The sequence below is a fragment of the Staphylococcus cornubiensis genome (assembly GCF_900183575.1).
GTDB classification, from domain to species: domain Bacteria; phylum Bacillota; class Bacilli; order Staphylococcales; family Staphylococcaceae; genus Staphylococcus; species Staphylococcus cornubiensis.
This window is the reverse complement of record NZ_FXUZ01000005.1, coordinates 86,628-99,358: the sequence shown is the minus strand read 5'-3', so window position 1 is coordinate 99,358 and position 12,731 is coordinate 86,628. Positions and strand designations below refer to the sequence as shown.

Annotated in this window: 12 protein-coding genes; 7 read left to right on the top strand and 5 right to left on the bottom strand. The window is 37.7% G+C overall.

What is annotated here, in order from left to right; all coding sequences use genetic code 11:
• Window positions 1-85 precede the first annotated feature (85 nt).
• Window positions 86-463, bottom strand: a complete 378-nt coding sequence (locus CCE82_RS07515; protein WP_086428794.1) for an iron chaperone — start codon at window positions 461-463, stop codon at window positions 86-88.
• Window positions 464-673: 210 nt separating this feature from the next.
• Here CCE82_RS07515 and bioB point away from each other — a divergent pair, with 210 nt between their 5' ends.
• Complete coding sequence (gene bioB, locus CCE82_RS07510; protein ID WP_086428793.1) at window positions 674-1,663, top strand: biotin synthase BioB; 990 nt, start codon at window positions 674-676, stop codon at window positions 1,661-1,663.
• 118 nt (window positions 1,664-1,781) lie between these two features.
• Window positions 1,782-2,723: a DUF1002 domain-containing protein gene (locus tag CCE82_RS07505; protein ID WP_086428792.1), complete on the top strand. Its 942-nt coding sequence runs from the start codon at window positions 1,782-1,784 to the stop codon at window positions 2,721-2,723.
• Window positions 2,724-3,472: 749 nt separating this feature from the next.
• Here the strand turns inward: CCE82_RS07505 and ahpF are convergent.
• From ahpF to CCE82_RS07490, 3 genes are all read right to left on the bottom strand, one after another.
• On the bottom strand, window positions 3,473-4,996 hold the full coding sequence (gene ahpF / locus CCE82_RS07500) for an alkyl hydroperoxide reductase subunit F (RefSeq protein ID WP_086428791.1): 1,524 nt from the start codon (window positions 4,994-4,996) through the stop codon (window positions 3,473-3,475).
• A 14-nt stretch (window positions 4,997-5,010) separates the two neighbouring features.
• Window positions 5,011-5,580 carry an alkyl hydroperoxide reductase subunit C gene (gene ahpC / locus CCE82_RS07495; protein WP_086428790.1) on the bottom strand — a complete coding sequence of 190 codons (570 nt, stop codon included), beginning with the start codon at window positions 5,578-5,580 and terminating at the stop codon, window positions 5,011-5,013.
• Window positions 5,581-6,101: 521 nt separating this feature from the next.
• Window positions 6,102-6,872 carry a 2-keto-4-pentenoate hydratase gene (locus CCE82_RS07490; RefSeq protein ID WP_086428789.1) on the bottom strand — a complete coding sequence of 257 codons (771 nt, stop codon included), beginning with the start codon at window positions 6,870-6,872 and terminating at the stop codon, window positions 6,102-6,104.
• Between the two features lie 126 nt (window positions 6,873-6,998).
• Here CCE82_RS07490 and nfsA point away from each other — a divergent pair, with 126 nt between their 5' ends.
• The 5 genes from nfsA to CCE82_RS07465 all read left to right on the top strand — a co-directional run bounded on the left by nfsA (window position 6,999) and on the right by CCE82_RS07465 (window position 11,214).
• Complete coding sequence (gene nfsA, locus CCE82_RS07485) at window positions 6,999-7,754, top strand: oxygen-insensitive NADPH nitroreductase (RefSeq protein WP_086428788.1); 756 nt, start codon at window positions 6,999-7,001, stop codon at window positions 7,752-7,754.
• Between the two features lie 212 nt (window positions 7,755-7,966).
• Window positions 7,967-8,257 carry a lactococcin 972 family bacteriocin gene (locus CCE82_RS07480; protein ID WP_086428787.1) on the top strand — a complete coding sequence of 97 codons (291 nt, stop codon included), beginning with the start codon at window positions 7,967-7,969 and terminating at the stop codon, window positions 8,255-8,257.
• 24 nt (window positions 8,258-8,281) lie between these two features.
• Complete coding sequence (locus CCE82_RS07475; RefSeq protein ID WP_086428786.1) at window positions 8,282-10,249, top strand: bacteriocin-associated integral membrane family protein; 1,968 nt, start codon at window positions 8,282-8,284, stop codon at window positions 10,247-10,249.
• A 3-nt stretch (window positions 10,250-10,252) separates the two neighbouring features.
• The gene (locus CCE82_RS07470; protein ID WP_086428785.1) at window positions 10,253-10,582 is read left to right on the top strand and encodes a YxeA family protein; all 330 of its coding nucleotides are present in this window, start codon (window positions 10,253-10,255) and stop codon (window positions 10,580-10,582) included.
• A complete protein-coding gene (locus CCE82_RS07465; protein ID WP_086428784.1) occupies window positions 10,579-11,214 on the top strand; it encodes a putative bacteriocin export ABC transporter in 636 nt (211 codons plus the stop codon). Before CCE82_RS07470 ends, CCE82_RS07465 begins: the two co-directional genes overlap by 4 nt.
• 101 nt (window positions 11,215-11,315) lie before the next feature.
• On the opposite strand, the gene CCE82_RS07460 is transcribed toward CCE82_RS07465, so the two are convergent.
• Window positions 11,316-12,707: an L-cystine transporter gene (locus CCE82_RS07460; RefSeq protein ID WP_086428783.1), complete on the bottom strand. Its 1,392-nt coding sequence runs from the start codon at window positions 12,705-12,707 to the stop codon at window positions 11,316-11,318.
• Window positions 12,708-12,731: the final 24 nt, after the last annotated feature.

Below are 12,731 nucleotides of genomic sequence, written 5' to 3'. Positions count from 1 at the left end.
GTATTGTGATTAAACAAATATATATTAAAGAAAACGCTGAGAGCAAATAGGGTATAGCCCTCAGTTTTTATGTGACTACAAACAATCACTGTCTCCAGAAGAAACGAGAGTCTTTTTTATCATGAATATTAAAATCAATGATGTCGTACAATAACTTATAATTGACTTCATCCGTCCACTTGATTTTCATAAACATTTTTGTCATTTGATAGCCCGCTTTTTCAATATCTTTCGCAAAAGTATCTAATGTATATTTCTCTGGTGCAACGGCAAAGTGTGGTTTTGCTTTACTGAATCCTAAAATAAAAGTGCCATTTTCTTTATACAGTAACATCGGTTGATTCCATTTAATTTCCATAGTGAGTTCAGGATATTGATGTAGTATTGTTTCGATTACTGTTGTCAATTTATCACGGTGCTCTTCTTTTTCAATGGTTTTCAAAAATTCTTCAAATGTCTCCATGTTATCGCCTCCATACGCATTTTTAGACTGCGGTCCGTCTTAATTTGATGATTTTGCTTTGATTATAAGTTGTATTTGCAATTCTAGTGATATCGCTCCATACAGTATACCCCAAAGTACTTTAAAATGAACCTCCTTTTATATTGTAAACTTAATTATAAAAATAGTTACAATTATGATATACTGACTTTTATATGAGGAGGAATGACTATGAAAATAGCGAAAGAAATATTAGAAGGTCGTGCATTGACTCCAGAGAAAGCATTAGATTTATTAGTGAATCCGTCATATGACACGATGGATCTTGTACATGAAGCGTATCAACTTCGCAAACATTATTATGGACATAAAGTGAAGTTAAACATGATTTTAAATGCGAAAAGTGGGATTTGTCCTGAAGATTGTGGCTATTGTGGCCAATCACGTGAAATGAAAGAAAAGCAACGTTATGCCTTAATCTCAGAGGATGAAATTACAGAAGGTGCACGCGTCGCAGCAGAGAATGAAATTGGAACGTATTGTATTGTGATGAGCGGTCGAGGTCCGAGTGATAAGGAAATTGATCACATTACGTCGTCTGTTGAACGAATTAAAGCGGCACATCCACAGTTAAAAGTATGCGCATGTCTTGGGTTAACGAATGAGACACAAGCGGAAAAGTTAAAAGCAGCTGGTGTGGACCGTTATAATCACAATTTGAATACAAGTGAAAACTATCATCATGAAGTGGTTACGACACATACATATGAAGACCGTGTCAATACAATTGAAATCATGAAGCAAAATAACATTTCGCCATGTTCAGGTGTGATTTGTGGCATGGGTGAGTCGAATCAAGACATCGTGGATATGGCTTTTGCATTGAAAGAAATTGATGCTGACAGTATTCCAGTCAACTTTTTACATCCGATTAAAGGAACGAAATTTGGCAGTATGGATCAACTGACACCGACACGCTGTTTACGTATTTTAGCACTTTTTCGCTTAGTTAATCCTACAAAAGAAATTCGTATTGCCGGTGGGAGAGAAGTTAATTTACGTTCATTACAAGCGACAGCGCTAATGGTTGCGAATTCGATTTTCGTTGGAGATTATTTAATTACAGGTGGACAACCGAATCAATTAGACTACGAAATGATTCAAGATATGGGGTACGAAATTGATTATGGTACTGCTTGTGAATCGGAAGTATTGTCATAAACCTAACTTTAGTCTAGTGGCACTACACTTTTACGCTTAGGTCCCAGGAATGATAATATTGTTGGACATTCATGGTAAAATAAGGAAAATAGCGTAGCACTAGGAGGAAGTGACGGAAATGTATAAAAAGCTATTAATTAGTGGCGTGGTCACATCGATGTTGATGGTAGGCGTTGCTCAAGCCGCAAATGAATTTAAGCCAAAAGAAGAAATATTTATCCAAGGCGCCGATTTGAACAATAATCAACTTGAAGAGACGAAAGAGAAATTGGGTGTGGGGAACAATGTGACGACGTACAAAGTAACGAATGCCGATGTGATTGAATATACAGGAACAGAGTACGACTTTATCCATTCTAGTGCTTTGATTAAACCGAAACGCTTTACGAGTGGTGTCGACGTTGAAATTGAAACACCTGAAAATATTACACGTATTACACGAGAACAGTATATGAATGCTGCGATTACGTCAGGGATTCAAGATGCGACGATTAAAATTGCTTCTGTCGATCAGGTGACGGGTGAAGGTGCGCTGACAGGGATTTATAAAGCTTATGCCGCACAAGGTCATCGTTTAAATGCGCAAGATATTCAAAATGCCAATCAAGAAATGAATCATTTAGCGCAAATTAGTGAAAATCATAAAAATAAAGAGGGCTATTCTGATGAAGCATTGAATGAAGCAATCGCAGAAATGAAAGCCCAAATCGCTGAAGCAAAGGCTGAACAACAACAACTGAACAGCACAACAGTGAACCAAATCGTCAACCAAACATTAACAGAGCGCGGATTGAATCAAATTTTAAGTGATAACGAAATTGCGGTCATTCAAAATATTATGATGAATGTTGCACAATCCAATGTTGTGAATCAAGATCCGGATGCATTTAAAAAGCAGGCGAATGAACTTAAAGAGATGATTCAAAGCCAAGCCGGTGATAAGTTGAAGAAACTAAAGGATTTAGATAATGAAGAGACACGTAACTTCTTGCAAAAATTGTGGGAAGCGATTGTCAGTATCTTCACTAAAATTTGGAACTGGTTGATTTCGTTTTTGTAGGATTGAGGTGTTTTTGAGCATTTCATTGCACATTGTAATAAGAGAAGCATTCAGATGACAAGAACGGTATTTCACTATTTAAGATGTTTGTCCTTTATTGATTGCACTCAAAGGGCTCCCTTTCCTAGGGGCTGAACCTTTAACTCACTAACGTTTGATTGAACTGTTATATTTGTGGAAGCGTTAGTGGATTTTGGGAGCAGTACAGAAATCTCATGTGTAACAAAGGTTTCGTCGTACTGCCCCCGCAAGGCTGACTAGACTTCTCAAAAGCGAGCGTATTGAGAAGTCAGACAGCTACTGCGTTAAACAGCAGCCACGATTAAACATCAGAAATCGCATTAAGCCTTTGTTTTTACCCCTCAGGAGTCTCGCCCAGATTTGCAATCAATAAGGACTTGATTTTTTAGAGACATACCGTTCTACTAATCTTAAGTTTGTCCTCTAACCAAAAACGGGTGGCATGTTTTAAGAAAGTGGTATGCCAATCACAGTATTTCAAAAGCAATCAATCTTTCATTTGAGAATGGGGATAAACTCAATTTTCGTGTTCTACCTTATCTTTTTGTTTATTGAATAAGAATAGGTCTATTGTAGTGGCCTTTATTGATTGCACCTAAAGGGCGTGTGTTTTTAAGTTTGTACTAATGGATGAAATAGTCGTGTTGACTTTACATTAACAAAATAGAAAATCGGACTGGTGAAAAGACAACCATTTTTCACCAGTCCGATTGATTTTATAACCCTATTTAGTTACGAATCAAGTAGTCGAATGCAGATAATGCTGCTGTTGCGCCTGATCCCATAGAAATAATAATCTGTTTATAGCGTTGGTCTGTACAGTCACCTGCTGCAAAGACACCTGGGATATTTGTGTTACCTAAACGGTCGACTTCAATTTCACCCATACGGTTACGTTGAACAGTATCGCCTAACCATTCTGTATTAGGAGAAAGACCGATTTGAACGAAGACACCATTTAAATCAACATGTTTTTCTTGGTTTGTTTCGTTACAAGTGTAAGCAATACCGCTCACACGGTCGTCACCTTTAATTTCTTGTGTTGCTGCGTGTGTGATGACTGTTGTATTTGGTAATGAGTTTAAACGGTCTTGTAATACAGAGTCTGCTTTTAATGATGCACCGTATTCAAGGACTGTCACGCTTTTACAAATACCTGCTAAGTCAATCGCGGCTTCAACACCAGAGTTACCGCCACCGATAACCGCGACATCTTTACCTTCAAATAGAGGGCCGTCACAGTGCGGGCAGTATGCGACACCTTTGTTTGCGAATGTATCTTCACCAGGTACGCCAATTTTCTTCCAACGTGCACCTGTCGCAATAATCAATGAACGTGTTTTAAGTACTGCGCCGTTATCTAAAGTTAAATGAACGATATCATCTGTTTTTTCTAATCCTTCTGCACGTACGCCAGTCATGATATCCACATTGTAGTCTTTAATGTGTTCTTCAAGACTTGTCGCAAGTGAAGGACCTGTTGTTTTCTTCACACCAATTAAGTTTTCAATATCAGCTGTGTCATTGACTTGACCACCGATTCTGTCAGCTACGATACCTGTTTTTAAACCTTTACGTGCAGCATAAATCGCAGAGCTTGCACTTGCAGGACCGCCACCAACAACAAGGACGTCAAATGTTTCTTTATTTTCAAATTCAGAAGCATCAGGACCTTGACCTAATTCACTAAGAATGTCCGTCACTGTCATACGGCCGTTACCGAATTGTTCACCATTTAGGAAAATTGCGGGTACTGCCATAATATCTTCAGCTTCTTTTTTGAAAACTGCACCATCAATCATCGAATGCGTAATGTTTGGATTGATGACACTCATTAAGTTTAACGCTTGAACTACGTCAGGGCATTTTTGACATGTTAAGCTAATAAATGTTTCAAAATGAAGGGGTTCGTCGATAGACTTGATTTGATCAATTACAGATTGTTCTTCTTTTGGTGCACGACCACTAACTTGTAAGAGTGCAAGGACAAAAGAATTGAACTCATGACCAAGAGGGACACCAGCAAATGTAATGCCAGTGTCCTCATTTGGTCTGTTGATACTAAAGCTAGGTGTACGCTTTAATTCAGCTTTTTCTACTGTAATTCGAGATGACATGTCTGAAACTTCATTAACGAGATCATTCATTTTTTGAGAATGGTCATCGTCGCCAGTGCTTACCTTCAGTACAACGTCACCTTCCATCAAATCAAGAAGTTGTGAAAGTTGTTGCTTTAATTCTTGATTTAACATTCAGTATAGCCTCCTTAAATTTTACCGACTAAATCTAATCCTGGAGTTAAAGTTTCGCTACCTTCTTCCCATTTCGCTGGGCAAACTTCACCTGGATTTTGACGGACATATTGTGCCGCTTTGATTTTGTGTACAAGTGTGCTTGCGTCACGGCCGATACCGTCTGCATTGATTTCAGCTGCTTGAACAACACCATCTGGGTCAATGATGAAAGTACCACGTTGTGCAAGACCTGAAGTTTCATCTAATACATCAAATTGACGTGTAATTGTTTGAGATGGGTCACCAATCATTGTATATTGTAATTTGCTGATGGCATCTGAATGATCGTGCCATGCTTTATGTACGAAGTGAGTATCTGTAGAAACAGAGAATACGTTTGTACCTAACTCTTGTAATTTTTCGTAATGATTTTGTACATCTTCTAATTCAGTTGGACATACGAATGAGAAATCTGCAGGGTAGAATACGACAACGCTCCAGTTACCTTTTAAATCTTCGTGTGTCACTTCAATAAATTCATCTGTTTTTGCATTATATGCTTGTGCTGAAAATTCCTCAATTTGTTTACCGATTAATGACATAATCAAAATCCTCCTATTTTATGAATCATTATTATTTGGATTAGAATCAAGTTTTACTTTGTGATAATTCCTTATTAATAATAATTCTAATCTCAAATAGTATTATGACATGGAACAATCGTTACGTCAAATAAATACAAAATATTTTTATCCACTTTGAAGTAAAACGCTTTCATAATTAATAGCAATGATGACTTAATTGGTGAAATAAAGGTTAAATACAGTAAAAACGCCACTTTTTGATCACAATTCGGTCACATTTAATGTCGTTTTAATACATTTTCCTCCTTATAGTGATGATGATATTGAAGTTGATAAATATGGAATAAAAAATGGAATAGAGTCAATGAGTAAAAAATTTGAATATCATTTATATGCTTTCATTCTCAATTAAGTGATAAATTGTAAAAGATGGTTTTGTGAAAAAAGATTATTAATGAAGAAACGTGGTAGCATCATCAAAATAAAAGCGCTACATTTTTCGGTCGTGTTACTTTAACGTAAGATGTAGCGCGTTTCATTTATGGTTCTATTGTGGCTTGAACTTCACCAATGCTGCTATAATCGATGTGATATGTTCCAGGTTGTGCTGGAATAGGTGTGATAAATGTACCTGATGAAATGACCATGCCTTTCGTTAAGTGCTTGCCATGAGTGCTTAATTTTTGTGCCAACCATTGAACTGCCTTTGCGGGATGGCCCAATACTGCTGTAGAATGACCTATATGCGTCACTTCACCGTTATATTTTAAGGTCATTGTAATATCTTCTAAAGTATCGACACTCACATTTGATACAGATGTGCCGATCACGAGTAAGCCTGTTGCAGTGTTATCAGCAAGTAAGTCGCCTAATGTAAAGTTTGGAAACCAGTCGATATAGCGTGCATCAGGAATTTCAATCGCAGGCGCAATATGGGATGCAGCGACAATTTCTTCAATTGTAGGCGATGCTGAAAGATCCTCAGTGAGCACAAAGACGAGTTCCGGCTCGATTAACGGTGCAAATAAGTTCGATAAGCTGATGTGCGCTTGAGAATCTTTAACAACATTGCTTAACAATGTGCCATATGCAGGTTCGTGTGTATTGGCATAAGCTTGTGTTTCGGTACTTGTCATACTTACCTTATATCCACGAACGTGACTTTCATGTGCAGTGGCTAATTTATCGACGAGTTGCGCTTGAAGTTCATAACCTTTGACTTCATCAATCGCATGTTCTGGATTGAGAAATGATACGGCTGTGCGCGTTTGATAGGCATCAAAAAGTTGATTGACTAAGTGATTGGACATATAACTACTCCTTTTATCAGAATATTGTTACTATTATGATAAATATTGGTACGTCATAATGCAAGAGGCATGCGTTTTACTAGGGCAAGTGTTACGATGAAAGAAAAGGATGTTAGGAGTGTTTTTATGTCAGAATATGTGTATGATTTGGCGAAACGTCATCATTCAGTACGAAAATTTAAATCAACACCGATTGAACGAAAAACGATTGAAAAATTAATAGAAGCAGGACAAATGGCATCTACATCAAGCTATTTACAAACGACATCATTTATAGGTGTAGAATCTGTTGAAAAGAAAGAAGCACTCAGAGAAGTCTCAGGTCAGCCTTACGTCGTTGAAAATGGATACTTACTTGTCTATGTGATTGATTACCATCGCCATCAACTCATTAACGAAAAAATGAATGCAGACATGGAAGCGAGTTTTGAATCGGCTGAAGGGTTATTAGTCGGTACAGTGGACGCTGCCTTAGCTGCTCAAAACATTGCATTGACTGCAGAAGATATGGGTTACGGTATTGTATATCTCGGTTCATTGCGTAACGATGTCCAACGTGTACGCGAAATTTTAAATTTACCTGAGCACGTCTTTCCACTATTTGGTATGGCTATTGGTGAACCAGCAGATGATGAAAATGGCGCGCCGAAACCACGTCTCCCGTTATCACATGTCTTCCATGTGGATACGTATAACCAAGATGATGCTGAATTGTCTCAACAAATTGAAGCTTATGATCAAACTGTTTCTGAATATTATCAAGAACGTACACAAGGCAAACGTGATGAAACATGGTCCAACCAAATTGCTGGCTTTATGAGTAGTAAACAGCGATTGGAGATGAACGATTGGTTGCAAATGTCAGGGTTTAATAAAAAATAAGATATCGAAAATCAAATAAATTCTCCCCGTTCAAAATAAGTGGATGGGGAGTTTTTTAGGATTAAAGATGAAGTCCTTCTATTTTTAGCTATTTTATTTCTGCATATACATAAAAGCGAAATAAGATAAAAGAATTTATCTAATATTGTTGAAAACCAGGTTGTTATAAATTATAATAAAAGTGTAATGTTATTATAAAGGAGGATAAAATTATGAAAAATAAGATTTTGAGTGCTTTAGTCGCTGGGTTATTGTTAATAGGTGTTGGTTCGTCTAGTTTAGTCAGTGCAGAAACTATCTATACTGAAGGAGGAACTTGGAATTATGGTGTGGGAAGTAAATACGTATGGTCATATTATAGTAATAACTATAGATACCATAGTTCAACAGCAATTGGAAAAACAAGATCGTTTAGTGGGTTTAGAAAACCTGGAGTTAGAGCACTAGCATCATCGTCAAAGAGATGGTGGTGGGTTAATGAAGCATATTATAATGTATACTAAATTACAAATTTATAGAGGTGAGCAATGAAGTGGACGAAACACTTATTAGATGTGGTCACGCTTACACTAATAAGCTTATTTTTAATGCTTGTACTGTACGAAGAGGATAGCGAAATCCTTACTGGAAGTCGTGTGATGCTTGAAGTTGAAAGCTGGGACTATCAGCATTCGAAAGCAGAAGTTTTTGAGAAGTTTGAGAAGGTTGCGAAAGACGCAGATATTGCGATTTTTAAAGTCGTTATCGATCATAAAGAACATCAAGTCGATAAAGCGATTTATGCGTTTAATGAGAAAACCAATCATCACACTATTGCGCCTATGAATACGACATATAGTTACCATCGTTTAACGCATGATGAATTGATGCAGCGAGATGTACGTGGTGATTATTTCATATTAGATAATATCGACAATAAGGATCAATTGAAAGCAACTTTAGAGAGTGTCGGTCTTAAGGTGAGGATTGGATCTGTACAATCATGGATGATCTATGGTGATGTGCTCATTAATCGAGGCGTACTGCTTCCATTTGTGACATTACTCACTATCTATTTATTGTATCATTTGCATTATCGAAGTCAAAATTTTAAAACGTATGCGACGATGCGTTTACATGGTTATCGCTTTTTTAACATCTTATTTCTGAATATTAAAAAAACTATTATCAGATGGTTCATATTAGCCGTAAGTGTCGGACTTCTTTCGATAGGATTGTTGAAATGGTTAGGATTGGACGGTCAACTCGAATATTTTGTAAGTCGTCTCATCGTAGCGGATATTTTATTTTGGGGGATTTTATCTATCAGTTCATTACTGTCTTGTATATTACTTATCCGGATAGATATTCCATTGATGATTAAAGGGCTCAAACCATATCGTCTGTTACGTGCGATGAATCATATCTCTAAGTTGAGTATGTTAGTTTTACTCACACTTCTCATTTTGCCGAATCTTAATCAAATGAAAAAGTTAGAACAAATTCAAGAAACAGAAGCATGGTGGGGCAAATTAGATGATTATTACACCATTGACTTGAAACCCATACGGCGTAGTATGAACGAAGAATTGGAATTTGCGAAACGATATCATCAAATGTTTATATACAGTGAGCAACATGAGCAAGCTCTGCTGATGAATCAAAATGTGTTGTATGAACCAAGTCAAACAAATTATATGCCAGACGAAGGAAATGTGCTGTTTGTCAATCAAAACTTTGTTGATTTTTTTAAGGCTCAATTACGAGAGTTACCGAATTTAGAAGACCGACCTGGGCAAATAGAGTTGTATTTACCTCCTCAAGCCAAAAATAAATCTTCAGCCATACGCGCAGATTTTCAAGATTGGGTGAACTACCAACTTCCAAATCCAGAATCAAAGACAAAGGTACAAGTGACGCAGATAAAAAAACCGTATCAAGTGTATGCTTTTGATGTAAATACAGGATTGTCAACAACCTATTTGAAGTCGCCTGCAATTTTATTGTTGAGCGCAACAGATTTAACGGAATTTTATTATTATGCTGCATTATCACAAGGAGAACTGATTTTTAAAAATTATGAAAACATCGTCCGTAATATCGACCGTTTTGATTTGAAAAATGATGTTCAAGGTGTAACTAATTATAAAGACAGCGTTATGAAAATGTATCGAGAAGCGCAAACGAAATGGGTGGTGTATAGCTTTTCTAGTACAATCGCGATGGCCGTCTTGTGTATCGTGACATTATTAGATGTATTGCATTACTTTGAACAGCATCGTCAATGGTTACTCATGCGAAAAATGTTTGGCTTCAGACGTTGGCAAAACTATCGCAACTATATCATATTAAATGCTTTATTTACTGCTCTTATTGGCGCGTTCTTATTTGAGAAAACACAAAATATCAATGTGCTATGGATATTTGGCGTGATTTTACTATTTCAATTCGTCATTCAATGGGCTTACATCCATTACTTAGAAAAACAATTTAATACATTGATTAGGGAGGCATAAGTATTGAAGAAAAATGTGCTGATTACGATGGGTGTTATTGTAGTGATAGGAGGGTTATTTTTAGCTTTTGCACGTATTCCATATGTCGACTACTTTAACCCATTTTTGAAAAAGGAGACATCTTATGCGGTGGTACCATTAGGAACACAAACCTATGTAGATATCCAAGCATATGACAAATCGGGCGAACCACTTAAATATCGTTTGAATTTCGGTGGCTATGATGCCAAGTCTGATCATGTGAAAGTAATTCACAAAGGTGCGTATGTCTTTGAAATCGAGTATATTCATGATTTTTCAAAGTGGCCTAAAGAGGTGAAGGTGAAAGAATGATTGAATTAAAAAATGTGACGATTCAAAAAGGGAAGCGTACGATTTTTGACAATGTGAATTTAACATTTGAAACGGGGAAGTCTTATGCGCTTATTGGTCATAGTGGTTCAGGGAAATCAACTTTATTGAATACGATTGCAGGATTCGAAACGTTGAAGCAAGGTGAAGTGCACCTGGACCAACGCCCATTAAAGACAAATTATCGTTTTTATCGAGATGTACTTGGCTATGTTTTTCAAAACTATGGTCTCGTTGAATCTATGACTATTAATCAAAACCTCGACATGGCACTTGCTTTCAAGAAGGCATCCAAATCAGAGCGTCAACAGTTGAAAACGAATTGCTTACAAAAAGTAGGGATTGATATAAATCGAAAGCGTAAAGTTGCGACATTAAGTGGCGGTGAGCAACAACGTGTCGCCCTCGCGCGTTTGATACTGAAAGAACCGAGACTCATTTTAGCAGATGAACCCACGGGATCTTTAGACGATGGAAACGGTCAAAAAGTGATGGAACTGTTATTTGACATGGTCGACGAGACACGAACACTCATTATCGCGACGCATGATTTGACGCTCGCACAACAATGTGACGAAATCATTCAAGTCGATTTACTTAAAACTGCAACTTAAGAAGCGTGAAGACACTCTCCAAACAATAAGAAAACGGCAAACATCATGAAAGGGAAAACCTTTGATGACGCTTGCCGTTTTTTGTATTAATACACAATCGTCTAATGTTGTGCTGTTAATTCGTCCATATGGTTCGAATGGAAAATATCTTCATCGAGTTGTTTTGTCAGTTTTGCAGTGCCAGTTCCCGCTAAGATAGAGTCATTCACGTTGAGTGCTGTACGACCCATATCAATCAGTGGTTCGACTGAAATTAAGACACCCGCAAGACCGACTGGCAAGTTCAATGCAGATAAGACAAGGATTGAGGCGAACGTTGCACCTCCACCAACACCTGCAACACCGAATGAACTTAATACGACAACGATAATGACTGTTACGATGAACTGTAAATTCACTTCAACACCTGCGACAGGCGCGACCATAATCGCAAGCATGGCAGGGTAGATCCCCGCACAGCCATTTTGTCCGATAGACAGTCCGAATGAGCCCGAGAAGTTTGCGATCGCTTGTGGGACACCGAGACGATTCGTTTGTGCTTGAACATTTAAAGGCAATGTACCAGCACTTGAACGTGAAGTGAACGCGAATAAAATAACTTCAGCTGTCTTCTTCACATATTGAACTGGGTTGACCCCAATAACTGCTAAAATAATCAAGTGTATGATATACATTGTAATCAGTGCAGCATATGATGCAACGACGAATTTACCGAGTGTCCAAATCGCGGCAAAGTCACTCGTGGCAATCGTGTTAATCATAATCGCCAAAATACCATAAGGTGTCAGACGCAATACAAATGTGACGATCGCCATCACAAGTGCATAAACGGCGTCAATACCACGTTTTAAAGTTTGTCCATTTTCAGGCTGTTTGCGTGCGACACGTAAAAACGCAAAGCCTACAAATGCGGCAAAGATTACGACTGCAATAGTAGATGTTGCACGTGCACCCGTGAAATCTAAAAATGGATTTGACGGCAACAATTCTAAAATTTGTGTTGGTAAAGTGGTCGCGGTAAGCCCTTTCGCTTTATCAGCAATTTCCGCGCTACGTGCATTTTCTGCCTGACCTAAGTCGATACTAGAGGCATCTAAATTGAATGCCAGTGCATAGATGATACCGACAATCGCTGCAATCGTCACTGTACCAATGAGGAACATGAAGATTAAGCTGCCCATTTTCGCAAACTTTTCTCCAATTTCGATTTTCGTAAATGCTGCGACGATAGAAACAAAAATGAGTGGCACGACAATCATTTGTAACAATGAAATGTAGCCATTCCCGATTAAACCGACCCAATCTGTTGTTTGAGACGTGACTGTGCCCTCAACACCATAAATCAGGTGGAGTAAAAGGCCTAATACAATCCCTAGACCAAGCGCAAAGAACACGCGTTTTGGAAATTTGACGTGTTTTTTAGCCATGACCCAGAGGCTAATTAATGCAATAAGAAAAATTATTAAATTAATAATCACTAAAAATACAGACATACATACGCTTCCTTTTTAATTCCG